Here is a 25,550-nt window from a genome sequence, read left to right on the forward strand (position 1 = left end):
ACTCCATAATAAAAATAATATATTAACTTTTACTCCATGCTCCACTTGAATTTATGTAATAACCATCTATATTTGTATTGGAAGCCATTTTTCCATCACCATAATAGAAGTAATACCAAGCTCCATCTATTTTCTGCCATCCTTTTTTCATCATTCCAGTAACGCCACTATCGCTGCTAGTATTAAAATAATACCAATAACCATTAATCTTTTGCCAGCCTGTTTGCATAATTCCAATATTGCTTGTATTACTCTCATCCAAATAGTAATATGCATCCCCTCCAAGATTTATAAATCCCGTTGCCATCTGGCCATTTCCATAAAAATAATACCATTTTCCATTATCATAAAGCCATCCTGTTTTCGTGTTTCCATCTTCACCTAAGTAGGACCAGCAGCCAGTACTTTCATCCTTCAGCCACATATTTCTTGTTTGGATTTTTGATGAACTATCATTATACACACGTACATAATCAACATACATTTTAGCAGGAAACTCAGTTGAAGAATCAGGATTTTCAGGCCAATTTCCCCCTACAGCCATATTTAAAAGTATAAAGAATGGTTTATGATATGAATTAGTGCCATTAACACTATTTGTAATATCGTATTCTGCATACTTAGTATCGTCTACAAACCATTTAATAGAATTTGGACTCCATTCAACGGAATAATTATGATATTTAGTAACATCAATTTTTATTTGACCACCATAAGACTTATATTGTTCTCCATCATGTGCATTCCAATGAGCAGTACCATAAATATCATCAGCAAAATTTACATGTTCCATAATATCAATTTCGCCACATTCAGGCCAACCAACTGACGCCATATTTGAACCCAACATCCAGAATGCTGGCCAAAGACCTTGACCTTCAGGAAGCTTAATTCTTGCTTCGATTTTTCCGTAGAGGAAGTTTTGCAATCCTTCAGATTTTAGACGTGCTGAAGTATACTGACTACCCTTGTACGATTCTTTTCGTGCTTCTATTATAAGATTGCCATCTTCAACTCGTGCATTTTCAGGTCTATCAGTATAATATTCAAGTTCATTATTTCCCCATCCATGTCCATCAATGTCATAAGTCCAATTTGATGGATTAATCTTATCTCCGTTGAATTCATCACTCCACATAAGCTTCCAGTTATCTGTTGTAGTTTCAGCATGTGCTTTTAAAGAAGCTAAACTTATATTACCTACTAAAATTAAATTAGTTATAATTGCAGTTTTTACTGCTAATCGCAAAATTAATTTACTTGATTTCATGTTATCCCCCTATCTATCTCTAGTTCAAATTCACTTTTAAACTAAATATGTATATATTATATCATTAACTTACAGCTAATTAATACACAACAATATTTTACCACATATTGCTCAATTCTATTTTTCATTTATTTTCTCACTTGCAGAGCTGTTCATTGAACACTATACTATATTAAGTAGCATATTCTTTATTATGTTCTAATGCGCATTCCTTCATGTGCCTTAGAAAAATTCATGAAATGAGAGGTTTATATATGAGAAAAAAAGACATATTGGAATTAAAAAGACGATTAAAAAAGGATGAATGTACATTTACCAAAATGTGTGGTTGCTATGTAAATGGAGAAAAGAATATTATTTTAAATCTTAAGTATATATTATATCATTAACTTACAGCTAATTAATACACAACAATATTTTACCACATATTGCTCAATTCTATTTTTCATTTATTTTCTCACTTGCAGAGCTGTTCATTGAACACTATACTATATTAAGTAGCATATTCTTTATTATGTTCTAATGCGCATTCCTTCATGTGCCTTAGAAAAATTCATGAAATGAGAGGTTTATATATGAGAAAAAAAGACATATTGGAATTAAAAAGACGATTAAAAAAGGATGAATGTACATTTACCAAAATGTGTGGTTGCTATGTAAATGGAGAAAAGAATATTATTTTAAATCTTAAAGAAACTTTTTTAAATTTAAGAGAGGAAGAATTCTTCAAATACTTAGAAATTGCAAGAAAAACATTATCCGGTACAATTGGAAATAATATTTTAGAACTTAACTTTCCTCTTAATGAAGAAACTATAGGTGGCAAGCAGCTTTCTTTAATGGAACTAAAAAAAAGCAAATTAAAAGATGATGATCTTCTTGATAACTTCTATAAATCAATTATAGATAGCTATGATTACACTGGTAATTTTCTAATACTCATTTTTCACGACGCTTATGATGTTCTAATAAAAACTACAGATAATTCAAAGTTAGATGAATCTGAAGAAGTATATGAATATGTTTTATGTGCAATATGTCCAGTGTCACTTTCCAAACCAGCTCTTGGTTATCTTGAAGATGAAAATCGAATTGGTGCACGTATTAGAGATTGGACAGTTGGTCCCCCTGATCTTGGATTTGTATTTCCAGCTTTTATAGACCGTAGTACTGACATTCATTCAGTTATGTACTATACAAAAAATGCAAAAGATCCACATCCAGAATTCATGGAAGAAGTTTTAGGCTGTAGTTCAAAGCAAACTGCTACTGAGCAGAAAGAAAAATTCCAAACTATTATTCGTAATGCAATTGGCAGTGATGAAAAAAAATCTGATCATTTATTTATGGAAATTCAAGAAACTCTTAATACTATAGTAGATGATCATAATACTGTTAATGGTAAAGATGCTGAACCTGTAATTTTGACTAATGATAATATTCAAGATATTCTAATTGAAAGCGGAATTCCTGAAGAAATCACTGCCAAAATCGAAAAATCATATACAGAAGAATTTGGTGATACTCCTCCTGTAGTAGATCATTTAATTGATGCAAAAGTACTTGCCGCAAATGAACAAAGAAAAAAAGAAAAAAGACTTGAAAAAAAAGTACAAATACTAGAAGAAAAACTTGAAAAAACAAAGCAAGCTGCTACATTAGATTCAGAGAAAGAATCAGCTTTGGAATCAGAGACTAATACTATATCAGAAACACATTCTGATATTAATCTAGAATCAACTTCAAATGCTGAAATAGATTCTACCACTTTAGAACAAAGTTCTGACTTCGAAATAGATTCTGATACTAATTTAGAACCAACTTCTGACTCTGAAATAGAATCTAAAGAACATACAACGCCAAATTATGATATTGTACTTCATGTAAAACCTCAAAAAGTCCCTCAAATAAAATCACAAATAATTGATGGACAAAAATGTATTGTTATTCCTATGGACGATGATGAACAAGCTAATGTAAACGGCATTGATGCCCTGCTTTAATCACAATTAAAGAAAGAATAGACCAAAGCTATAAGCGTATTAGTCTATTCTTTACTTAATTACATTCAAAAAAATAACAAATCCATTTGCCCATTTATTTTCTTGCGCTTTAATTTCATCTTAATGTATTAAAAAAATCATTTCCTTATTGTTTACAATAAAACTTACTATTTAACATTCTAAAATATCATCGTTATTTAATTTAATATTTAGCACAAATACTTTTTTGAAAAATTCTGATGCAAATTGTATACTCGGTCCTGCTATTAATGCTGCAATTACTGTTACTATACCTGCTTTTCCTCCAAGTATAAAACCAAGTGATACTGACGTAACATCACAAATTACTCTTGCTGTTTTATATTGAGATTTTATTGCATCTCTTACTATCATGTGTATACTTGTAAATGGATCTAATCCAATATCTATTGCAATAAAAATTCCAAGCCCTAAAAATGTCATTGAACATCCAAGCACTGAACTTAATATTCTCGACTCTAAAATATTAGAAAAATGCATATATTCATGAATTTTAGAACCTATTCCAACAAAAGTTCCCATAGGAATTGTATATATGAATGTTCCTATGTTTATATACTTTTTATTAAGTATAAATGCGATTATTATTATTGAATAATTAACCACATTTGTTATCATTCCTAATTCACTTAACTGAAATCCAAATGCATTCCTAATTCCATCATATATAATTGCTACTGCATCATTTCCAAGCATTGCAGCTGAATTAAATGCAATTCCAAAACCAACAAATGCAACTCCAATTAATGATATTAATATTCTAATCAAAAAATTTATATTTGATTTTTTCTTTAGTTTCTCAATTGTATTGTTCATCTACTAATACCTTTCTTAGTGTTAAATAAGTTTGTCTAGTACAGATTCTCCGATTGTATTTTCAGGCATTTGTAATCCAAAATTATCTACTATTGTAGCTCCTATAGCTGCAAACCCATTACTTGTTTCCATTACTCCATTTTCAGCCATTGATGGTGAATATGCTAAGAAAGGAACAAATTCACGTGTATGATCGCTGCCTTTGTAAGTTGGATCATTACCATGATCTGCAGTAATTATAAGCAAATCATCTTCTCCAAGTTTATTTAATACATTTCCTAAGTTAATATCAAATCTTTCTAATTCTTCTGCATAACCAATAGGATTTCTTCTGTGACCCCACAATGCATCAAAGTCAACTAAATTAACAAAACATAATCCCTTAAAATCTTTATCCATTATTTCTAATGTTTGTTCCATTCCATGAACAGAACTTTTTGATTTATTACTTTCTGTTATACCCTCACCATCAAATATATCATTTATCTTTCCAACAGATATCACATCAAAACCATTATCTTTTAATACATTAAGTGCAGTTCTTCCATATGGCTTTAAAGCATAATCATGTCTATTACTTGTACGTTTAAATTCACCTTTTTTCATTCCAACATATGGTCTTGCTATAACTCTTCCTACTTTCCATTCATCCTTAAGAGTTATTTCCCTTGCAATTTCACAACAGCGATAAAGTTCATCTAAACCAAATGTTTCTTCATGACCACAAATTTGTAAAACAGAATCTGCTGAAGTATATACTATCATATCTCCTGTTTTCATCTGATGTTCACCAAGTTCATCTAATATTTCAGTACCGCTTGCACTTTTATTTCCTACAATTTTATGCCCTGTTCTTTTAGTTAACTCATCTAATAACTCTTGTGGAAATCCTGTATCCGTAAATGTTTGAAATGGAGTATCTATTCTTAACCCCATCATTTCCCAGTGGCCAGTCATTGTATCTTTACCTACACTTGCTTCTTTCATTTTCATGAAATGACCTAAAGGCTTTTCTACAGATTCTACATGTTTAATTGGATGCAAATTAGCCAAACCCAACTTTTGTAAATTAGGAATTTTTAAGTTTTCCACTGATTCTGCTATATGGCCAAGCGTATCAACACCAATATCTCCATATTCTTTTGAATCTGCTTCTTCTCCAATTCCAAGTGAGTCAATTACAATTGTAAAAATTCTTTTATATTTCTTCATAATTATTCCTTCCTAATGAATGAATGAATATTAATTCTAACCAACTTAATTAATATTCATTCAGTTAATTTATTTTTATGATATTAAAAGATTTATTCTTTAAAATTGTTTTTATTAAAAGATATTAGCAATAATCCCTTAATATATGTTGAAAATTGAAATATCAAAAAACTAAGTACTATATTACTAACTCAATAAATAAATCATATCTCAACATATATATTATAACAGTTTTTTATTAAATTATTTTTGATTTTCAGCTTTTATTAGATTTCTAATTGCTTGAACTGCAACTTCTATTGCTGTTTCTGTATCATGCACTTGCTTGTTTTCAAGTCCTGCTTTCTCACGTTCTTGATTAGCAATTACTAAAAATACTGATCCAACTCTAACTTTTAAATAACTTGATACTACAAATAAAGCAGCTGATTCCATTTCAGAAGCAAGACATCCTAACTTTAACCACGCATTCCATTTATTTAATAAGTCATAACTAACAGGCTTTGTTTCTGGAGAATGTTGGCCATAAAATGAATCCTTACATTGAACAACTCCAGCATGATATGTTTTATTTAATTCTTTTGAAGCCTGAACTAATGCATTTGCAATTTCAAAGTTTGCAACTGCTGGAAATTCAATCGGAGCATATTCTCTAGTTGTACCTTCAGCTCTAATTGCTCCAGTAGCTACAACTACATCTCCACCTTTAACATCTATGTCCATTCCACCACATGTGCCTACTCTTATAAATGTATCAGCTCCGCAGTTTACTAATTCTTCTAATGCTATTGCAGCTGATGGTCCGCCTATTCCTGTTGATGTAACACTTACCTTAACACCATCTAAATATCCTGTATAAGTAGTATATTCTCTATTATCAGCAATCAACTTTGGATTTTCTAAATGTTCCGCTATTTTTTTGCATCTTTTAGGGTCTCCTGGTAATATAACATACTTACCAACTTCCCCTTTTCCAACATTGATGTGGTATTGTTTTCCTGAACCTTCTGTATAATCTGCCATAAAAAATCCCTCCATTTAATCTAATTTAGAATACGATTACAATTATATGTTAAAATGTTAAATATTATATAACTTGTCTACTAACTTGTATAATTGTCTATACAAAAAGAATAACATGTCTATTTTTTTCTGTCAAGGTTTGCTTAATATTTCCTTCAAAATTTTGGATTATACATTGCTAACAACCTGTGCCAAAATGTAACTTAAACATTTTTATCATACTATAATTAATAACTATAGCGAAGCAAGTATAGCAATTCAATTCTTATTAAGTGTTTGTCCTATTTACAACAATGACTTCTTATACAACTTAATTTAATATATCTTACTTATTTTAAATAATTAATCCAACAATTGTTCCTGTTAAAAGACTCACTAATGTTGCACCATATAATAGTTTTAGTCCAAAACGTGCAACAACATTTCCTTGTTCTTCGTTAAGTCCTTTTACTGCTCCTGAAATAATTCCAATTGATGAGAAATTTGCAAATGAAACTAAAAATGTAGAAACAATAGCATTTGCTCTTGCTGACAACTCTACACTTCCGCTTGCTAATAAGTTCATTGCAACGAATTCATTAGAAACTAATTTAGTTGCCATTACACTTGCAGCTTTTATTGATTCATTTAAAGGTACACCCATAAGGAATGCAAATGGAGAAAATACATAACCAAGTATATCTTGAAAACTAATTCCAAAAATCATCTTAAATAATGTATTAATCATGGTAATTATTGCTACAAATCCAACCAACATAGCGCCAACTGTAATTGCCACCTTAAATCCATCCATAATATATTCACCAAGAACTTCAAAAAATGTTTGTTTTGTTTTTTTATCAACTACTAGAATATCATCTTCTTCTGTTACAGTATATGGATTTATAACTGATGCTATAATAAATCCTCCAATTAAATTTAAAATAAGTGCTGTTACAACATATCTAGGTTGTAACATAACCATATAAGAACCCACTACGGACATAGATACTGTTGACATAGCAGATGCACAAAGAGTATACAATCTATGTTTAGGTAATAAACCAAGTTGCTTTTTTACTGAAATAAATACTTCAGATTGTCCAAGAATAGCTGATGCTACTGCATTATACGATTCTAATTCTCCCATTCCATTAACTTTGCTTAAAGCTTTTCCTATGTATTTGATTACAATAGGAAGTATTTTCATATATTGTAAAATACCAATTAAAGCTGAAATGAAGATTATTGGTAAAAGAACGCTAATAAAAAATGTATACTGATTATCATTAACTAATCCACCAAATACAAAATTCACGCCTTCTCCAGCACACTTAAGTAGTACTTGGAAACCATTTACTATACCACCTACTAAAAAATTTCCTATTTCAGTATTTAATATAGCAAAGCCAAGTATGAATTGTAATACAAACATTACAATTATAGGCTTGTACTTTATATTTTTCTTATCATAACTCCCAAGCCATGCAAGTGCTAAAACAACAACTAATCCAATAATTCCAATAATATATTTCATATTTATGCTCCTCTCTAACGAAAACTTTAATATTATGTTCTAACCAGCTTAATTAATATTCATTCAGTTAATTATTTTTGTGATATCAAAAGATTTATTCTTTAAAATTGTTTTTATTAAAAGATATTAGCAATAATCTCTTAATATATATGTTGAAAATTGAAATCACATAAAAACTAAGTACTATATTACTAAATCGCTAAATCATATTACAACATATATATTAGAGTAGTTTTTTATTGAATTATTTTTGATTTTCAGCTTTTATTAAATTTCTAATTGCTTGAATTGCAACTTCTATTGCTGTTTCTGTATCATGCACTTGCTTATTTTCAAGTCCTGCTTTCTCACGTTCTTGATTAGCAACTACTAAAAAGACTGATCCAACTCTAACTTTTAAATAACTTGCTACTACAAATAAAGCAGCCGATTCCATTTCAGAAGCAAGGCATCCTAACTTTAACCACGCGTCCCATTTATTTAATAAGTCATAACTAACAGGCTTTGTTTCTGGCGAATGTTGGCCATAAAATGAATCCTTACATTCAACAACTCCAGCATGATATGTTTTATTTAATTCTTTCGAAGCCTGAACTAATGCATTTGCAATTTCAAAGTTTGCAACTGCTGGAAATTCAATCGGAGCATATTCTTTAGTTGTACCTTCAGCTCTAATTGCTCCAGTAGCTACAACTACATCTCCACCTTTAACATCTATGTCCATTCCACCACATGTGCCTACTCTTATAAATGTATCAGCACCACAGTTTACTAATTCTTCTAATGCTATTGCAGCTGATGGTCCACCTATTCCTGTTGATGTAACGCTTACCTTAACACCATCTAAATATCCTGTATAAGTAGTATATTCTCTATTATCAGCAATCAACTTTGGATTTTCAAAATGTTCCGCTATTTTTTTGCATCTTTTAGGATCTCCTGGTAATATAACATACTTACCAACTTCTCCTTTTCCAATATTGATATGGTATTGTTTTCCTGAGCCTTCTGTATAATCTGTCATAAAAAATCCCTCCATTTAATTAATTTAGAATACGATTACAATCACGTGTTAAAAATATTGAATATCATGTAACTTGTCCACTAACTTGTATAATTGTCTATACACAGAGAATAACATGTCTATTTCTTCCTGTCAAGGTTTACTTAACATTTTTTCAAAATTTTGGATTATACATTGCTAACAACCTGTGCTAAAATGTAACTTGAACACTTTCATCATACTATAATTAATAGCTATAGCGAAGCAAGTATAACAATTCAATTTCGATAAATATAGTATTTAGACCTAATATAATACCATATTTGGTAAAGAATCATGTTTGATTTGTTCACTTGTCTAAACAAGCTTATATATACGGAAAGGTGATATTTTATGAATGAATTTAATATAATTCGACAGGAAAAAAAATTACGATATGTAAGTGTATATAATCAACTTTTTAAAATGATAAATGAAGGTACTTTTCCAGAAGGAAGTAGATTGCCCTCAGAACCTGAACTTGCAAAATTAATAGGTGTAAGCAGAACAACATTAAGACAAGCGCTTGCATTATTACAGGATGATGGCCTAATACGTAATATTCGAGGAAAAGGAAATTTTATAATAAAATCCGAATCTCAAAAAAATGTAGGTCTTGAAACAATGGGGCACCCTGTATACAAATGCATGAACGATGAAATTGACGAAGTTAAAATTCAGCTTCGTATAGAACCATCAACAGATTACTTTAATCAAATTTTAGTCAATAAGACTGCTGCCGTAGTCTTAATAGATAGATGGTATAAATTTCAAGGACATGCAATAGCTTATACTTTTACATTATTACCTATTGAAACTATTTCAAAATTTAATTTGGATTTAAACAATCAAGATAATATTTTGAAGTTTTTAGAAAAAGATATTTATGAAATATCCAGCGATATATTAGTTGAAATCAAGTATTCTACTTCTGGAAATTTTACTGCTAAAACCGATCCAATTTCACCAGAAAATCACTTTCATCTAATACAAGAAACTATATATAAGGATTCAGAATTTCCCATTGCATCTAATAAACATTATTTGCCTATAAAAAACAGTTCAATTAAATTCCATCCCAAAAAATAAATAAAAACATAAGGTTATCTTCTTATTTTTAGATACCTTATGTTTTTTTAATTTTTGTAAAGTGTTTGTCCTATTTACAACAATAACTTTTTATATAACTTAATTTAATATATCTTACTTATTTTAAATAATTAATCCAACAATTGTTCCTGTTAAAAGACTCACTAATGTTGCACCATATAATAGTTTTAGTCCAAAACGTGCAACAACATTTGCTTGTTCTTCGTTAAGTCCTTTTACTGCTCCTGAAATAATTCCAATTGATGCGAAATTTGCAAATGAAACTAAAAATGTAGAAACAATAGCTGTTGCTCTTGCTGACAACTCTACACTTCCGCTTGCTAATAAGTTCATTGCAACGAATTCATTAGAAACTAATTTAGTTGCCATTACACTTGCAGCTTTTATTGATTCATTTAAAGGTACACCCATAAAGAATGCAAATGGAGAAAATACATAACCAAGTATATCTTGAAAACTAATTCCAAAAATCATCTTAAATACTGTATTAATCATGGTAATTATTGCTACAAATCCAACTAACATAGCACCAACTGTAATTGCCACCTTAAATCCATCCATAATATATTCACCAAGAACTTCAAAAAATGTTTGTTTTGTTTTTTCATCAACTACTAGAATATCTTCTTCTTCTGTTACATTATATGGATTTATAACTGATGCTATAATAAATCCACCAAATAAGTTTAAAATAAGTGCAGCTACAACATATCTAGGCTGTAAAAGAACCATATAAGAACCCACTACGGACATAGATACTGTTGACATAGCAGATGCACAAAGAGTATATAATCTATGTTTAGGTAATAAACCAAGTTGCTTTTTTACTGAAATAAATACTTCAGATTGTCCAAGAATAGCTGATGCTACTGCATTATACGATTCTAATTCTCCCATTCCATTAACTTTGCTTAAAACTTTCCCTATATATTTGATTACAATAGGAAGTATTTTTATATATTGTAAAATACCAATTAAAGCTGAAATGAAGATTATTGGTAAAAGAACGCTAATAAAAAATGTATACTGATTATCATTAACTAATCCACCAAATACAAAATTCACGCCTTCTCCAGCACACTTAAGTAGTACTTGGAAACCATTTACTATACCACCTACTAAAAAATTTCCTATTTCAGTATTTAATATAGCAAAGCCAAGTATGAATTGTAATGCAAGCATTACGATTATAGGCTTGTACTTTATATTTTTCTTATCATAACTCCCAAGCCATGCAAGTGCTAAAACAACAACTAATCCAATAATTCCAATAATATATTTCATATTTATGCTCCTCTCTAACGAAAACTTTAATATTATGGTGTTATCTATCTGCTACAATAAAAACACTTTACTTTTTAGTAGATTGCTATATTTATTTTTTAACAATCTTCAATCCATAATTTGTAGTCTTACTTTATAACCTTAGATTCATACAAATATATAGCAGATTTTCTTTTTATTACAATATGTGAATTATGTTGCATTTTTTCGACATTACTTATTATATATTCCTTTTCAACATTTATAAAGGTTTAATTTTAATTTTCTTAAAAGAAAATTAAAATATCATTTTAGAAATAGTTATGAAGCACTATATTGATGAAAATTATAGAACTATGTTTGTTATTTATTCAACATAGAAAAATTTCTTAATTTTATATAAACTGAAATAACCCACAAAAACGAACTATCCATTGCCTGCTTGGCAGTGGTAGTTCATTTTCATGGGTTTCATAATAAATGCAAAACATGATTTTCTAAATAATTAATGTTAATTAAATATTTCCTCTAAACTCTGACAAATGGGTAATTATAAATTCAGCTCCACCCATCCCCATAGCAAAGAATACTAAAATAATAACTAATATTATTGCCTTAAAATCATATTTTATTATTTCTTCTTTGTTTATTATGTAGGCTGCAATAACTTCTACTCCTACACTAATTAATATAAGTGGCCATAGGGATACTATTTGAAAAATATTAATATTAGTGCTAATTAATCTAAGTAAAAACAGTATACCAAATACAACTAAAACAATACCTGCAGTTAATGTACCTACTCTACGTCCCTTAATCATCAACCTCACTCTCCATTTTCTTCCCTTTTATAAGCTTTAGGCCAAACATAACTATTGCTACTCCTATAATTATTTGAGGTACCTGTCTCATACAACTATAAAGATTATAATAAAGTTCATTTGGAATAAGTGGTTCTAAGAAATGCATTATATTTTGATATAGTAAATAAACACCAAAAAATAATACTAACACGCCTATGGCAAGTTTACGTTTTTTAAATACATTTTTATCCAATTCAGTCAACTTATCAAGAGAAAATAGATATTTATCTTCTAAAAGTAAAAGCTTTTCCTCATCTAAACTCATTCTATTAATACAATCAAAAAATGCATAAAACCAAATAAGTGGAGCTAAAAATAGTAATGGTCCCACATCAAGCCAAGAAGAAAAAAATATCAAAAAGAAAAATACAGACATAAAAGATACACCTGTCTTCATAAATCCCATATACATATGTCCTGCACCAGGCAACATTGAAAAAACAAAAGTTAAAAATCTACTTTTTTTCTTTATCATTATTAAAAACCTCCAATTTAATTATTTTTTGAGAAAAGCTATTAAGATTTGTATTAATTGAGTTTAAAACACTAAAATCTACTGGCTTTACATAACTTGTTTTTGTACTAGCCAAAAAATTTAATCCATTTGAAAAAACCATCATTAATGCTATACTAGCTGCAATTGCAACTTTAGCACAATAAAAACTAAACGTAATAGTGCTTTGTTTCTTATTTTTAATTTTAATTTGTACTTTTTCTTGAAATCCTAAAGGAGCGTCTGCAAGTTCATCATCTTTAAAACTGTCTGCAAATGCACCAGAACACTTTTGACAATCACTAATATGATCCAATATAGAAATCAAATCTTCATCCTTTAAATTACCGAATTTAAGTAGTTTCAATGTTTCTTCAGTTAAATGCCCTTCCTTATCAAATAGTACACCATTCACATAAACTCCTCCTTCCATAAATCTTTCAATAATTTTTTTGATCTATACAGCTGTGTTTCTAAAGTTTTAATGTTCTTTCCTGTTTTCTTTGCTAAATGTGAAAGTTTAATACCTTTGCAAAAATAGCTTACAGCTACAGTTCTATAAGGCTCTTTTAACTTATTACATACACTGTGTATTCTCTCCATAGTGTTCTTTTTCACTACCGTTTCTTCTGGTGAATCTCCCTTATCCTCTAAGATTCCATATTCCTCTTCTGATAGACTAACTGTTGTCCTAGCTTTACTCTTAATGTAGTCTTTACACTTATTTGCGGCAATTGTAGTAAGCCAAGCCTTAAGATTATCACCATCAAAGCTTTCCCACTTTTGATACGCCGCTAAAAATGTTTGTTGAGCTAAATCTTCAGCGTCAAAATAATTTTTCGTAAAGGATAAGCAAATAGTAATAATTAAACGTTCATATTGTTTTATGCAAATTTCAAATTGTTCTTTTTCAATTGTTATCACCACCTTCTTTAATCCTTACATTAACTATAACGATTAAGAACTATAAAACACTTCAATATTTATAAAATAATTTTAAATTTACATTATAATTCAAAATATCCGAATCCAATTAAGGCGCATGAAAATAGCAAATCTATTTTCATGCGCCTTAATATCGAAATTAAATCTTAACTTTATAATTTTTTATCTTCTAATATATCCGCTTGACATATGTAGTTCGAACTCTAATATCTATCTTTTTATCAATTGTAATTTTTCATATATACTATTAATTTCTGCTTGTGATAGTCTTTTATCTCCTTCATATTTACTTATGTACTTAACTATAGAATCCGACTTTATAACTGGCACATCTGAATTTTCTGTTCCTTCAAGTATTGTTTTAGCATTAGATAGTACTATAATTCCATGGGGAACATATTCTCCAGCACCATAATGTTTGTCCAAGTTTTCTTTCAATACCTTATCATGCCTTTGTAATTGAAACTCTGGACTTTCCATGCCTGTTTCAATATCTCCATATTGCTTAATCCAGCTACCTGATGAATTAATTTTAATCTTACAGCCTCTTTCTCCACCAAAATTCTTTGTTTCTATATGAAAGATACCATTAGATCCTATTATTATATTATCGAACTCTTGAACACCAACAATAGAACTTAACTTTATGTTATATAGAACTCTATATTCTTCTGGTAACCATTTTAAATTATATGCTACGATACTTTCGCCTACTTGCCCACTCTTTTTTATTCTTTCTTCCTCTGTTTCAAAATTAAAATTATCTCTACCTAATCTACATCCTTTTTTTAATAACTCATTATATAAATTTTTCTTGATATGTCCCGATACTGTTTTTGAATTATAAACAGCAAAAAATACATTTTTAAGTTTTTGCCATTCATTTGGATGATTAATAACACGTGCAGATTTTAATAAATTCGCATAATCTTCAACCAAATCGTTAGTTTGATTATTTATTAATTTATCTCCAATTTTCTTCAGCTTATGCAACTTTATGCCATTTGTTATTGCAGAAATTATTGAAATAATAAAAATTAATACTATAATACACGGGAAAATATAAATAATATTTGGTAATTTCATTTTTACACATCCTTCACTTAATTTATGCCTTAATTCTAAATCCATTTAAGGACATTTTTTTACACTTACTTAACCTTGATGTCAATTTTACTTTATCAGTCCCCCCTGTTACACTCAACTAAGCATTTTCTATTCAAAATTCCATCATTCGCACCAACTATAGTTAAAATTTGTATTTCTCTGATTGCCTCTTTATCTATAACTTTTGCTTCATTTATATCGCCTAATAAATATATTCATTTTTCACACTTAACGTTAAAACCGTAATCTTTTAAGTATTTAATATAATTTTTAGTATTTCTTTCTTTTAAACTCATATCCGTCTCGAAATTCTACATTTATTTCTTAATTATATTAAATTAAAATACCCCCTTTATATAGAAACAGTTTTGTTATTTTAACTGTATACTATAAAGGGAGCGTATGAAAATTTTAGAAAAATAAGCACTTCTCAAATATAAAATCTTCTTATCCATCTATTCTATATTTAAATTTTAAAGATATACCTTTTTATTATCTTACTCTTTTTCTCTTATTTCTTTCTCAAAATATCCAATGTATGTGCGCTTGCTCCTAACAGTTCTTGTCTTTCACACGTAGAAAAATGATAGTTGATAAAAGTTTTAAATGTCTCTTCATCCATAGCATTCAAAATAGGTCGCATATAATTAGCTGGCCCATCTGCCGCTATTAATTTTATCCTTTGCATTTTTGCTTCATCATTTAACTTATTGATATCTTCAATCCTTACATAATCATATAAATCTTCTGCTTCTGATATAACATGGAAATCATCAGTGAGTTTCCCATTATCAATACATGCACGAATATTATTTTCCTTAAAACCATATGTTAATACACTATATTCATTCATACAATATGCTACTAAGATAATACCGCCAATCTTAGTTACTCTTTTAGCCTCTTGCATAGCTTGTACTTTATCCTCAAATTTATATAAGTGATACATTGGTCCAAACACCAATGTCATATCAAAAGTATTATCTGAAAATCTTGATAAATCTAATGCTGTTCCTTGATATGCTTTCACTGCACTTCCTTTTGACTTTAAAACACCTAGATTATGCTTCACAAGTTCAACTGCTGTAACATCATATCCTTCATTTGCTAATTGTACAGAGTATCTACCTGTTCCTGCACCAACATCTAAGATTTTTGCGTTCTCATTATTTTCTAGATAATCATGAATATACTTCATAGAAGTTATATATTCAACTTGTCCATGTCTTCTTGTTAATCTTTTGTCTTCACAAAATTTATTATAGTATTTTTCTAATTCCATTGTCATCTCTTTATATTCCCACCTATTATTTTATTAGAAGTTATTATTTTTGCAATTCAGTCCCAATAGTTTTCACTGGAGAAAGCAAATTAACACTTTTTTATATCTAGCAATTAATTTTCCCTATTAATGACTCTAGAGTATAAAGCTGTATAAAATAAGATTAATTCTTCTTTTTATAGTTCAATACACTACATTATACTCTCACTTTACATTATAACAAATATTATACTATACATTGCATCTAAAATATGAATTTTCTTAAAAAATATTAAAAGAGTATACTCTTCTACAAATATCCCAAAAGCGTACTTATCACTACTCTTGTCCTTTTTGTTTTGCTATCTTCTTATCTATTTCATTCCTCAAATTGTCAAAATAATTTTTAATGCCTGCTTCACCTATTATAAAAGGATTAGCTTCGCTACCTTTTCTATTTCTTACGGTTTCTAAATTTGAATACCCATTTTCAGAAAACAAATGAGCCGTAATTTCAGCACTTACCTGTTGTGACTTTGCACACTTTTCAAAATAATCAATTGATTCTCTATATTTTATCTTTCCTTCCAAATCACTTGGTGCTCCAATCCCACCCCATTGTGCTACATTGCAAATTCTTCCATTTTCTTTAACAGGGAAAAGCAAAGATATACAACCTGGTGTATGACCCGGTGTTTCTACAACAGTTACTGTCGTATCTCCTAATTGTATTTTTTGTTGATCTTTTATCATAATATCAACTGAACATTTGGGTGAGCGTGGTCCATTTGCACCTGAATTAACTGTATTCATAAAATTATAATCTGTTTCACTCATAGCTATTTTCACTTTATAATTATCCTTGATAAATTGAGCTCCACCATAGTGATCTCCATGTCCATGTGTAATAATGATATATTCAATATCCTCTGGATTTAAATTCAACTTTTTCATACCATCAATAATTAATTGTGCATCGCTATTATCCCACATAGAATCAATTAAAATAATCCCTTCAGATGTTTTCAACACCCATGTTACAACGCTTCGGCTACCAATACAATATAAATTATCAAAAACTTTTGTTGGTTCCAAAGGGGTATTATCAAATAATTCTTGTGGAAGATTTATTATATCTTTATTCATTGCTACTTACCTCCTAATTATTAGAAAACACTTTTCTAATATATTGTAATTTTAATATATATAAATTATCATTTTTATAAAATGTTAATATTATCTATATCTTTGTTTCCTCATAATAAATAATATCATTAATGTAGCGAAAACACCAAGATCATAAATAAATCTGTAATGTCTATAACTACATGAATTAGCATATATAAACTAACGTAAAATCTGAAGGGTATTACAACTTTGTATAAATATATACATTTGTACGAAATTAAAGCATATTTTTCACAGTAATAACTATGAAAAATATGCTTTTTTATGAGATACAATCAAAAAAAGAATAGACCACTATGCTTATCCATTCTTTTAATGTGCCTTAATCCAAACTTCTTTGATTTCTGATTATCCTTCTAATACTGCTTTCTGTCAAGAAATATTGTTCAGATAATATTTTAACAGGTATTCCAGATGAATATTTATTAAATATTTCTTTATCTCGTGTTTTAAGATAACTTTTAGTTTCAGTATTTTCTCCCCAATATTTTTTATTTTCATTTTTTCTAGGTATATAGATATATCCACCATCAATATAGTTTTGAATCATCTCAATTATATTGTGAGGCAGTATATTTTGTGCTTTTTCATATTTCATAAATTGTTCGCTCCACTCTACATTTAATATATAAATGAAGATGCAAAGATTAATTAGAATATGAAAAACTCAAGATTTATATTAGCTCCAAGCAAAAGTTTTTCACATATTATAATCTTTGCATGGAGCTAACTACATTTGCTAGAAACATCTCAAACTCACTTCCTTATAACATTTGTGCACATATATACTAACTTATCTTACCCCATTAATTTTTCTTCTTCAAGTTCCTTTACTTTGGGTGGGTTCCTTTTATACATGCCACAAACAAAATATCCAATAGTAATGATAACACAGAAAACAACACCAATAAATAATGGCATCTGAGTTGAAGAGTTAACGCACATACCGATTAAAACTAAGCAAAGATATACTACTACAATATAGTTTGCATATGGAAAAAGCTTTGATTTAAAAGGATGCGTTTCCATTTCAGTTGCATGTTCTTTTCGAAATTTTATTTGACTTATGCATAAAACAATCCATGGAACCATGCCAGGAAGAACACTTGCACTATAGATATAAACAAATAATTTAGAATTTGGACAAATATAGTTTAAAATTACACCGATTATCAAACAAATCAAAGTTGTTTTGATAGCATTTGCTGGTACACCATCTTTGTTTAATTTACCTAGGAATTTAGGAGCTTGACCATTTTTTGACAATGTATAAAGCATACGTCCACAGCTATAAATTCCGCTATTACACCCAGACATTGCAGCTGTTAACACTACAAAATTGATTATGCCAGCAGCAGCAGCAATGCCAATCTTAGAAAAAGTCAAGACAAATGGACTACCTAGAGTACTAATTTGATTCCATGGATAAATTGTTACAATTACAAATATAGCACCAATATAGAAAATCAATATACGCCAAATTATATTTTTTGTTGCTTTTCTTAATGTGTTTTTTGGATCTTGTGCTTCACCAGCCGTAATACCTATAAGTTCCACTCCTTGATATGATGCTGTTACCATACATAATGCAAATAACCAACCCTTCAAGCCACCAGCAAAAAAACCGCCATTTGCTGTAAGATTCTTTAGCCCAATAGCTTCACCATGATTACCAATGCCGAAAAAAATTAAGCCAAATCCAATTATAAGCATAACTATAATTGTAACAACCTTAATGAGCGAAAACCAAAATTCAAATTCACCATAAAACTTAACTGAAGCCATATTCGCAGCAGCTATAATAGCTAGTCCAATTAAAGCAGGAATCCAAGCTGGCAAATTCGGAAACCAATAATTAATATAAATTCCAATTGCAGTAATTTCAGACATACAAACTGTTATCCACATAAACCAATAACACCATGCTGTCATATATCCAGCCCAAGGACTTATGTATTTCTGTGCATAATTTGCGAAAGAACCAGTCAATGGTTCAATATAAAGCATTTCTCCCATGATTCTCATAATTATGTACATAGCAATCCCTGCTACTCCATAGGCCAACAATACTGATGGTCCAGCCCATTTAATTGTACTAGCTGATCCCATGAACAAGCCTACTCCAATTGTACCACCTAAAGCAATCAATTCAATATGACGTGCTTTTAAGCCTCGTGATAACTCTTTTTCTTCCACCTAAAAGGTCCCCTTTCAAAAATGTCTATTAATAAATTGTTTCTTTTTCTAGACATTTGTTTGTTCTTTTAATAATATATTACCACAATGTTAAGATTTTTTCATTTTTTTGCCACAATTTTTTAATTTATTATAATTGCATTATTCTTACATTTAACCATTTTAAATATTATTTCGTGATTTAATCATAAGCATTTCACGCCCTAGCCTATAACATTGCATGCATTTATAAATATAAAAATATAGAAAATAATACTGCAAATATTATAAGACTGCCAAAATTATATTTTATAAATTTATATAAGTACTTTTTTCCATCATATTCCTTACTATAAAATTTATAAGATATTAAACTTGCAAGTGAAGCAATAATTGTTCCCATTCCACCAACATTAACTCCAATTAAGATTGGTCGCCAAGAATTTGTAAACTTGGATAAAAGAATAGCACAAGGCACATTACTAATCAATTGGCTGAAAAATATAGCTGAAAAGTATATCCCACTATCACTATTCAATAGTTTTTTCATAATCTCACTAATACTTTGCATATTTGACAGATTCCCTATAGCTATAAAAAAACATACAAAAGTGAGTAATAATATATAATCTAATTCTTTAAACAATTTTCTTTCTAAAATTAAACTTACACAAATTGTTATTATAAATGCCACTCTATAATCAATCACATCAAAAACTGAAAGTAATATAAACATAAACAAAACACAATAAATAGTTGCAGCCTTTGTATTTTTAATCTCTATCTTATCTAAATCAAATTTTAAATCTACATTTGAAATTTTTTGATTTAAAATGAATAACCACACTCCACCTGATATAACGAAAAATATTGTACTCTTAAAAAAGGTTAATATACTTATATTAAAAAATGAGAACAAATATAAATTTTGTGGATTTCCCATAGGTGTAAAACTACTACCGATATTAGCTGCTAATGTTTCCAAAATTATTATTTTCATTGGATTAAAGCCAGCTTTTTTAGCAATAATCATAGTAAGAGGAACAAAAGATATTAGTGCAACATCATTTGTTATAAACATCGAAGAAACAAAACACAGACTGACCAATACTGTTGAAACCATTCTAAGGCTTGTATTCTTTCTTAATATTTCAACTGCTACCTTATCTAATAATTTAAATTTTTCAAAGGCGCCTATTACTATCATAAGGTTGAACATTAATATTAATACCTGAAAATTTATATAGTTTAATTGAGGTTTAGTAATTATAGATGTAGTAAAAGCTAAAACTAATGAAATAGTAAAAACTACTTCCGTTTTTAACATTACTATAGAACTAGTAAAAAGTTGTTTAATATTCATAAAATAGCCTCCAAAATTATCTTTATAATAAAAATGCGTTTTTATTATAACATGGTGCTTCAGTATATCCAACTATCTCGTATTACATAATACGATAAATTTGCTAAAAAATAATCAATCAGATACTAAATTCCATTGTTATAGTTTTTAAAACATCTAATAATTAAATTTGAACTTAAAGACCTGTATAAAAATATTAGTATGATAAATATATTTATCATACTAATATTTTTAATATAACTTTAGCACCTCCAAGTTTTTCAGAATTGTCTAAATATATATTTCCATTATTCTTTTCTATAAGCTTCTTAGTGATGTATAATCCCATGCCATAATGATTTTTTGAAGCTCTACTCTTATCCCCTTGAAAAAACTCTTCTGTAGCACAATTTAATTCTTCTTTTGTGAAACCTCTGCCTGAATCTTCAATTATAAATTCTATATTCCCATCCTTACAATTAACAGAAAATAATATTTCTCCATCTATTGGGCAATAATCAACTGCATTTGAAATAACATTAATTATAGAACGTTTCAGTAATTCTTCATCGACCAAAATACATTCTGGAATATCTTTAACTTCACTTTTAAATTTTAATTGCTTATTTATACTAATTAAAGTCCCTTGTTCAACTATCTCATCTATAAATTTCATTAAATTTATCTGCCTTTTTTCTAAGATACATTCTTTTTCTGATTTCATAATTTCTATTAAGGATTTAATATAAGATTCCATATTTTTAATTTCATTTAAGATATTATTATTAAATTCTGTCTCATCTGGCTTCAAATCTAGTTCACCTAAAAGCTCTGAATTTCCTTTTATTATCGTTAATGGTGTTTTTATATCATGAGTTAGTGCAGCTATTTGCTCCCTACGTGTTTCTTCCATGTTCCATTGTTTAGCAAGAGCTTCTTTTAATTCTAATTTCATTTTATCTAGTGCACTAAGTACATCATTAATTTCTACTATATTTGAGTATTCTATTTTAAAATCTAAGTTTTCCATTTGTATATTTTCAGTAGTATCCTTTAAAATTTTCATTTCTTTTACTACTCTTCTTTTAAAAGCTTTAGAAAAAATAATAATTTCAATAGCAATTGAACTAAATAAAAAAACATAAAAAACAATTTCAAAATTTTCAACATATCTATGCAAAATAGGATTAGCAAAACTTGCATTTAGTATATATTCCACTACACATATTCCATTATCCCTTTGTATAACTTTATAAAAATATTTTCCACTACTCCTTGAATCGCTTTGCACAATATTCCACATATCTAAAGCTTTTGCTTCTGAAACATTTCCTTGGAGCATATTTCCATTCAAATCATAAACTGCATACTTACATTCTTGTGGTATCAAATCTTTTACATCTTCAGTTTGTTCTATTGTCTTTCTTTGCTTCTCAATTTTCTGTTCATAATAGTTAGCAGGTAAAATATATCCTGTTTGAATCCCAATTATAAATGAAGCAGAATAAAACAATACTAAGAGAATAGCTGCTATACAAAAAGCAACTATATACATTGCAAAAATCTTAGAAATACTTTTTTGCTTCTTTACTCTTTCCACTTATATCCTATCCCCCAAACTGTTTCTATAGGAGTTATTCCTATCTTTTTCAACTTGCTTCGTATATTTTTAATATGCTCAACAATTGCACTTGTATCACTATTTCCATCAAATCCAAATATGCTTTCATATATTTTTTCCTTTGAAAATACCTGCCCATGATTAGTAGCCAAATATTCACAGATACTATATTCACTTTTTGTAAAAGGAATTAATTCATCATTATGATATACCTCTTTTGCAGTTATATTAAATTTTACATCTGAAATAGAAAAAGCATTTTGTTTTTCCCTATGTTCACGTCTTAAATGTGCTGCTACCCTTGCTCTTAACTCACCAATTCCAAAAGGCTTTGATATATAATCATCACCTCCTATGCTTAATCCCATCACTATATCCTGTTCCATTGTCTTTGCTGTAAGAAAAATAATCGGGCAGTCAACCAAATTACGTATTTCTTTGCAAAGAGAAAAGCCATCTATTTCTGGCATCATTACATCCAGTAATATTAAATCGTATTTTATATATTGATCCTTTTGAAAATTTGTAGGATTAGATATTGTAGTTACAATGTGTCCTTCTTTTGCCAATGCATTTTTTATAATACTTAATATTCCTTCTTCATCATCTATAGCTAAAATATATGCCATGTCCATCCCTCCATACTTATTATAACTTATTTTTCCTGTTAATCACGTGAAGATAAACACCAAGTTTAATTTGCCATGGATATTTTTCATCAGGCAAGGATGTGAATTGTGCTCATAACAGGACTATTAGGTCAATTTGCCAATGCAGAATGATGGAAAATAATTTAACAAATGACTTGTTATTTATTTGAATAGTCCTTAATCGTTATTATTCTTAAAACTATAGTGGCTAAGAACCATATATAAGTACTTTACTTCTCTCCTCTACCTTCAAAAAAATCAAACCAAACTGCAAATAAAATTGCAAAAACAATTGTAAATATGACACAATTTCTAACTCCAACAGCATTATTACTAATCATCGTATTAATATTTGCCATTTTATTAAATACATCTACAGAACCAGGTTCCTTTATAAAAAAATTATTACAAAATTTAACTGACCATCCGCAAGGTATCCATTGCCATATTCCATCTCCAAGTCCTGTAATCAACAAAGCTGAAAATAAAGTTTCAAATATGCCCATTCCTATAGATGCTCCGCTTCCAAACTTTATGGTTAGCCATAAGTGAAATAAATAAAGAAATATTTGAGCTCCAAATATAATAAAAGTTACATTAATATAAAATCCTAAAGGTAATACATTTTGTTTCAAAACATATTGAAATCCAAGAAAAAATCCTCCTATTGCTAAGATAAGTGAACACAAACTAAGAAAAAGTAAAACTAATATCTTACTTAAAAGACTTTTTCCTTTTCCATATTCTATCGACAGCATCTCTTTAAATTTCCCTGCCATTACTTCTTGTTCTATAACCATTGAACATACAACTCCAATTAATACAGGGAAAATTATTGATATAGATTCTAAGTATCCATTTATCTTATTTATAGTACTCCATGACGAAAAGGAGTAATACTTTAAAAACATTAGTATTCCTATAAAAGGTACACAAATGTGAATTAAATAAAATGGAGTATGTTTCATTTTTAAAAAGTCTGACTTCATTAATCGAAAAATTTGCATTATATTTACTTTACCTCCTGTTTTTCATACCACTTAGCTGTTAGATAAGTGATTGCTATAAATAACATAATAGATATCAAAATACCAAATGGTATTCCCCAAGTACTAAGTAATTCTGGTGTAAATGTTTGACTCTCAGGTTTTGCTACCAAACCATTTGGAAGTAATTTTAAAATCCGACACATAAGCCTATCTGTATAATCAAAAGGATTTGCCCACCAAAATTTATTTACAGCAGTAATTACGGAAAATTCGCTAACTATAATGCTTAACACAATAGTTGGAAACATTCCTATTTTATTTGATAGAAAAAAGTATATTGGTATTTGCCACATTGATGTAATAATAATTACTAAAGTTCCGCATAGACCACTAATCATTGAAATATTAGATATACTGTCCATTTGGATAATAAATATGCTTAATTGGCCAGCTATAAAAATTATTATACAAGAAATGGATATATTTTTTACTCCTACTAATATTTTAGCAATCCATATTTTTTTTAAATCAACTGGAAGTGACATTACTCCTTTATTTTTCATAGATCCATCTACTCTAAATAAAAGAGAACTTCCTAAAGCAATACTTCCTTGAAGTATTGAGGTATACCACCAATTGTAAATATCAACTTGAAAATAGTTTGTTGCTAGAAATACTGAAAGAATAATTATCATTAATGGCGCTATCAGTACTAATTTCTTTACAAATGTATGTTTTATCTTCATATTCTCTGAAATGAAATATTCAAACATCTTTATTCATCCCTTCTATATTTCTTAGCTATATTCATAAATAATTTTTCCAAATCTTCACCTTGCTTTAGTTCTCCCGCATATCCTAAAATACCACCTGATATAATTCCAATATGGTCAGCAATCTGTTCCACTTCACTTAATATATGACTTGATAATATTACGGTAATATCTTTCTTTGGAAAAGAACGTATTAACTCTCTTAATTCCTGAATTCCAAATGGATCAAGACCATTAGTTGGCTCATCTAAAATTAAAAGTTTTGGATTATTAATAAGCGAAATAGCAATCCCTAACCTCTGTTTCATCCCCATAGAAAATTGCCCTGTTTTCTTTTTCCCTGTGTCTTCAAGCTCTACTATATTAAGAACTTCTTCAATCCTTGAGTCTGGCAATCCAAGTACTGTAGTTCGAACCTTTAGATTTTCTTTTGCTGTTAAATTTTCATATAAAGGCGCTGATTCTATCAAAGAACCAATTTCACGTAGATCTTTTCTACTCCATTTGTGCCCATTAAATAAAATTTCTCCACAGTTTGGTCTAAGCATTCCTGTAATCATCTTTAATAATGTAGATTTTCCAGCTCCATTTGGTCCAAGCAGTCCATATATTGAATTTTTTTGAACTGATATTGAAATATCTTTAATTGCCTCTTGTTTCTTAAATGTTTTGCATAATTTTTTTGTTTCTAAAATAACTTCATTCATTTTTTCATCCTCCCTACAATTAAATGATAAACAGTAATTATAAGGATTTTATAAGGAAATGAAAATTAATAATAAATTGTCTGTTTTAATACATATCAACAGTTTAATCTAACAGACTTTAGCTTTTAATATCTATATTTCG

The 25,550-nt window shown here is 28.8% G+C and carries 24 protein-coding genes and 1 pseudogene; 3 read left to right on the forward strand and 22 right to left on the reverse strand.

Going from position 1 to position 25,550, the window contains the following annotated elements; translation table 11 throughout:
- Window positions 1-22: 22 nt before the first annotated feature.
- Window positions 23-1,270 (reverse strand): glycoside hydrolase family 16 protein, encoded by a 1,248-nt coding sequence (locus tag CLSA_RS11735; protein ID WP_022746551.1) that lies wholly within the window; start codon window positions 1,268-1,270, stop codon window positions 23-25.
- Between the two features lie 254 nt (window positions 1,271-1,524).
- On the opposite strand from CLSA_RS11735, the pseudogene CLSA_RS22535 reads away from it, so the two are divergent.
- Both CLSA_RS22535 and CLSA_RS11740 read left to right on the forward strand, forming a co-directional pair.
- Window positions 1,525-1,641: pseudogene (locus CLSA_RS22535) on the forward strand (DUF4317 family protein); the annotation flags it as partial.
- Window positions 1,642-1,845: 204 nt separating this feature from the next.
- Window positions 1,846-3,273, forward strand: a complete 1,428-nt coding sequence (locus CLSA_RS11740) for a DUF4317 domain-containing protein (RefSeq protein WP_041716258.1) — start codon at window positions 1,846-1,848, stop codon at window positions 3,271-3,273.
- 171 nt (window positions 3,274-3,444) lie between these two features.
- Here CLSA_RS11740 and CLSA_RS11745 read toward each other — a convergent pair whose 3' ends face one another.
- The 5 genes from CLSA_RS11745 to udp (CLSA_RS11765) form a co-directional block, all read right to left on the reverse strand.
- Window positions 3,445-4,128 carry a YczE/YyaS/YitT family protein gene (locus CLSA_RS11745; protein WP_022746553.1) on the reverse strand — a complete coding sequence of 228 codons (684 nt, stop codon included), beginning with the start codon at window positions 4,126-4,128 and terminating at the stop codon, window positions 3,445-3,447.
- 21 nt (window positions 4,129-4,149) lie between these two features.
- Window positions 4,150-5,340 (reverse strand): phosphopentomutase, encoded by a 1,191-nt coding sequence (locus CLSA_RS11750; protein ID WP_022746554.1) that lies wholly within the window; start codon window positions 5,338-5,340, stop codon window positions 4,150-4,152.
- Window positions 5,341-5,583: 243 nt separating this feature from the next.
- A complete protein-coding gene (gene udp / locus CLSA_RS11755) occupies window positions 5,584-6,363 on the reverse strand; it encodes a uridine phosphorylase (protein ID WP_022746555.1) in 780 nt (259 codons plus the stop codon).
- 334 nt (window positions 6,364-6,697) lie between these two features.
- A complete protein-coding gene (locus CLSA_RS11760; RefSeq protein WP_022746556.1) occupies window positions 6,698-7,879 on the reverse strand; it encodes a NupC/NupG family nucleoside CNT transporter in 1,182 nt (393 codons plus the stop codon).
- A 244-nt stretch (window positions 7,880-8,123) separates the two neighbouring features.
- A complete protein-coding gene (gene udp, locus CLSA_RS11765) occupies window positions 8,124-8,903 on the reverse strand; it encodes a uridine phosphorylase (RefSeq protein ID WP_022746557.1) in 780 nt (259 codons plus the stop codon).
- Window positions 8,904-9,275: 372 nt separating this feature from the next.
- On the opposite strand from udp (CLSA_RS11765), the gene CLSA_RS11770 reads away from it, so the two are divergent.
- Window positions 9,276-10,010, forward strand: a complete 735-nt coding sequence (locus CLSA_RS11770; RefSeq protein WP_022746558.1) for a GntR family transcriptional regulator — start codon at window positions 9,276-9,278, stop codon at window positions 10,008-10,010.
- Between the two features lie 123 nt (window positions 10,011-10,133).
- Here the strand turns inward: CLSA_RS11770 and CLSA_RS11775 are convergent, their stop codons facing one another.
- The 16 genes from CLSA_RS11775 to CLSA_RS11850 all read right to left on the reverse strand — a co-directional run bounded on the left by CLSA_RS11775 (window position 10,134) and on the right by CLSA_RS11850 (window position 25,408).
- Window positions 10,134-11,315 (reverse strand): NupC/NupG family nucleoside CNT transporter, encoded by a 1,182-nt coding sequence (locus CLSA_RS11775; RefSeq protein WP_022746559.1) that lies wholly within the window; start codon window positions 11,313-11,315, stop codon window positions 10,134-10,136.
- A 494-nt stretch (window positions 11,316-11,809) separates the two neighbouring features.
- Complete coding sequence (locus tag CLSA_RS11780) at window positions 11,810-12,115, reverse strand: LiaI-LiaF-like domain-containing protein (RefSeq protein ID WP_022746560.1); 306 nt, start codon at window positions 12,113-12,115, stop codon at window positions 11,810-11,812.
- Window positions 12,108-12,632, reverse strand: coding sequence for a hypothetical protein (locus CLSA_RS11785; protein WP_022746561.1), 525 nt, complete (start codon window positions 12,630-12,632; stop codon window positions 12,108-12,110). The genes CLSA_RS11780 and CLSA_RS11785 overlap by 8 nt, the downstream gene beginning before the upstream one ends.
- Complete coding sequence (locus CLSA_RS11790) at window positions 12,613-13,083, reverse strand: hypothetical protein (RefSeq protein WP_022746562.1); 471 nt, start codon at window positions 13,081-13,083, stop codon at window positions 12,613-12,615. The genes CLSA_RS11785 and CLSA_RS11790 overlap by 20 nt, the downstream gene beginning before the upstream one ends.
- The gene (locus CLSA_RS11795) at window positions 13,062-13,574 is read right to left on the reverse strand and encodes an RNA polymerase sigma factor (RefSeq protein WP_144079386.1); all 513 of its coding nucleotides are present in this window, start codon (window positions 13,572-13,574) and stop codon (window positions 13,062-13,064) included. The genes CLSA_RS11790 and CLSA_RS11795 overlap by 22 nt, the downstream gene beginning before the upstream one ends.
- A 231-nt stretch (window positions 13,575-13,805) precedes the next feature.
- On the reverse strand, window positions 13,806-14,726 hold the full coding sequence (locus CLSA_RS11800; protein WP_022746564.1) for a nuclease-related domain-containing protein: 921 nt from the start codon (window positions 14,724-14,726) through the stop codon (window positions 13,806-13,808).
- 487 nt (window positions 14,727-15,213) lie between these two features.
- Window positions 15,214-15,990 (reverse strand): class I SAM-dependent methyltransferase, encoded by a 777-nt coding sequence (locus CLSA_RS11805; RefSeq protein ID WP_022746565.1) that lies wholly within the window; start codon window positions 15,988-15,990, stop codon window positions 15,214-15,216.
- Between the two features lie 312 nt (window positions 15,991-16,302).
- Window positions 16,303-17,109, reverse strand: a complete 807-nt coding sequence (locus CLSA_RS11810) for an MBL fold metallo-hydrolase (protein ID WP_022746566.1) — start codon at window positions 17,107-17,109, stop codon at window positions 16,303-16,305.
- A gap of 364 nt (window positions 17,110-17,473) precedes the next feature.
- Window positions 17,474-17,749, reverse strand: coding sequence for a CD3324 family protein (locus tag CLSA_RS11815; RefSeq protein WP_022746567.1), 276 nt, complete (start codon window positions 17,747-17,749; stop codon window positions 17,474-17,476).
- A 200-nt stretch (window positions 17,750-17,949) separates the two neighbouring features.
- On the reverse strand, window positions 17,950-19,347 hold the full coding sequence (locus tag CLSA_RS11820) for an amino acid permease (RefSeq protein WP_022746568.1): 1,398 nt from the start codon (window positions 19,345-19,347) through the stop codon (window positions 17,950-17,952).
- 226 nt (window positions 19,348-19,573) lie between these two features.
- On the reverse strand, window positions 19,574-20,689 hold the full coding sequence (locus tag CLSA_RS11825) for an SLC13 family permease (RefSeq protein ID WP_022746569.1): 1,116 nt from the start codon (window positions 20,687-20,689) through the stop codon (window positions 19,574-19,576).
- 217 nt (window positions 20,690-20,906) lie between these two features.
- Window positions 20,907-22,268, reverse strand: a complete 1,362-nt coding sequence (locus tag CLSA_RS11830; protein ID WP_022746570.1) for a sensor histidine kinase — start codon at window positions 22,266-22,268, stop codon at window positions 20,907-20,909.
- Window positions 22,256-22,918: a response regulator transcription factor gene (locus CLSA_RS11835; RefSeq protein ID WP_022746571.1), complete on the reverse strand. Its 663-nt coding sequence runs from the start codon at window positions 22,916-22,918 to the stop codon at window positions 22,256-22,258. The genes CLSA_RS11830 and CLSA_RS11835 overlap by 13 nt, the downstream gene beginning before the upstream one ends.
- Before the next feature lie 251 nt (window positions 22,919-23,169).
- The gene (locus CLSA_RS11840) at window positions 23,170-23,946 is read right to left on the reverse strand and encodes a lantibiotic immunity ABC transporter MutG family permease subunit (RefSeq protein ID WP_022746572.1); all 777 of its coding nucleotides are present in this window, start codon (window positions 23,944-23,946) and stop codon (window positions 23,170-23,172) included.
- 5 nt (window positions 23,947-23,951) lie between these two features.
- Window positions 23,952-24,701, reverse strand: a complete 750-nt coding sequence (locus tag CLSA_RS11845) for a lantibiotic immunity ABC transporter MutE/EpiE family permease subunit (protein WP_022746573.1) — start codon at window positions 24,699-24,701, stop codon at window positions 23,952-23,954.
- A gap of 2 nt (window positions 24,702-24,703) precedes the next feature.
- A complete protein-coding gene (locus CLSA_RS11850; RefSeq protein WP_022746574.1) occupies window positions 24,704-25,408 on the reverse strand; it encodes a lantibiotic protection ABC transporter ATP-binding protein in 705 nt (234 codons plus the stop codon).
- Window positions 25,409-25,550: the final 142 nt, after the last annotated feature.

Origin of the sequence: Clostridium saccharobutylicum DSM 13864, assembly GCF_000473995.1 — a bacterium.
Taxonomy (GTDB): Bacteria; Bacillota; Clostridia; order Clostridiales; family Clostridiaceae; genus Clostridium; species Clostridium saccharobutylicum.

Bases quoted from the DNA above. Each gene is read 5' to 3' on its own strand.
- CLSA_RS11735 (WP_022746551.1), bottom strand. From the start codon at position 1,270: ATGAAATCAAGTAAATTAATTTTGCGATTAGCAGTAAAAACTGCAATT.
- CLSA_RS11740 (WP_041716258.1), top strand. From the start codon at position 1,846: ATGAGAAAAAAAGACATATTGGAATTAAAAAGACGATTAAAAAAGGAT.
- CLSA_RS11745 (WP_022746553.1), bottom strand. From the start codon at position 4,128: ATGAACAATACAATTGAGAAACTAAAGAAAAAATCAAATATAAATTTT.
- CLSA_RS11750 (WP_022746554.1), bottom strand. From the start codon at position 5,340: ATGAAGAAATATAAAAGAATTTTTACAATTGTAATTGACTCACTTGGA.
- udp (WP_022746555.1), bottom strand. From the start codon at position 6,363: ATGGCAGATTATACAGAAGGTTCAGGAAAACAATACCACATCAATGTT.
- CLSA_RS11760 (WP_022746556.1), bottom strand. From the start codon at position 7,879: ATGAAATATATTATTGGAATTATTGGATTAGTTGTTGTTTTAGCACTT.
- udp (WP_022746557.1), bottom strand. From the start codon at position 8,903: ATGACAGATTATACAGAAGGCTCAGGAAAACAATACCATATCAATATT.
- CLSA_RS11770 (WP_022746558.1), top strand. From the start codon at position 9,276: ATGAATGAATTTAATATAATTCGACAGGAAAAAAAATTACGATATGTA.
- CLSA_RS11775 (WP_022746559.1), bottom strand. From the start codon at position 11,315: ATGAAATATATTATTGGAATTATTGGATTAGTTGTTGTTTTAGCACTT.
- CLSA_RS11780 (WP_022746560.1), bottom strand. From the start codon at position 12,115: ATGATTAAGGGACGTAGAGTAGGTACATTAACTGCAGGTATTGTTTTA.
- CLSA_RS11785 (WP_022746561.1), bottom strand. From the start codon at position 12,632: ATGATAAAGAAAAAAAGTAGATTTTTAACTTTTGTTTTTTCAATGTTG.
- CLSA_RS11790 (WP_022746562.1), bottom strand. From the start codon at position 13,083: ATGGAAGGAGGAGTTTATGTGAATGGTGTACTATTTGATAAGGAAGGG.
- CLSA_RS11800 (WP_022746564.1), bottom strand. From the start codon at position 14,726: ATGGATTTAGAATTAAGGCATAAATTAAGTGAAGGATGTGTAAAAATG.
- CLSA_RS11805 (WP_022746565.1), bottom strand. From the start codon at position 15,990: ATGACAATGGAATTAGAAAAATACTATAATAAATTTTGTGAAGACAAA.
- CLSA_RS11810 (WP_022746566.1), bottom strand. From the start codon at position 17,109: ATGAATAAAGATATAATAAATCTTCCACAAGAATTATTTGATAATACC.
- CLSA_RS11815 (WP_022746567.1), bottom strand. From the start codon at position 17,749: ATGAAATATGAAAAAGCACAAAATATACTGCCTCACAATATAATTGAG.
- CLSA_RS11825 (WP_022746569.1), bottom strand. From the start codon at position 20,689: ATGAATATTAAACAACTTTTTACTAGTTCTATAGTAATGTTAAAAACG.
- CLSA_RS11835 (WP_022746571.1), bottom strand. From the start codon at position 22,918: ATGGCATATATTTTAGCTATAGATGATGAAGAAGGAATATTAAGTATT.
- CLSA_RS11840 (WP_022746572.1), bottom strand. From the start codon at position 23,946: ATGCAAATTTTTCGATTAATGAAGTCAGACTTTTTAAAAATGAAACAT.
- CLSA_RS11845 (WP_022746573.1), bottom strand. From the start codon at position 24,701: ATGTTTGAATATTTCATTTCAGAGAATATGAAGATAAAACATACATTT.
- CLSA_RS11850 (WP_022746574.1), bottom strand. From the start codon at position 25,408: ATGAATGAAGTTATTTTAGAAACAAAAAAATTATGCAAAACATTTAAG.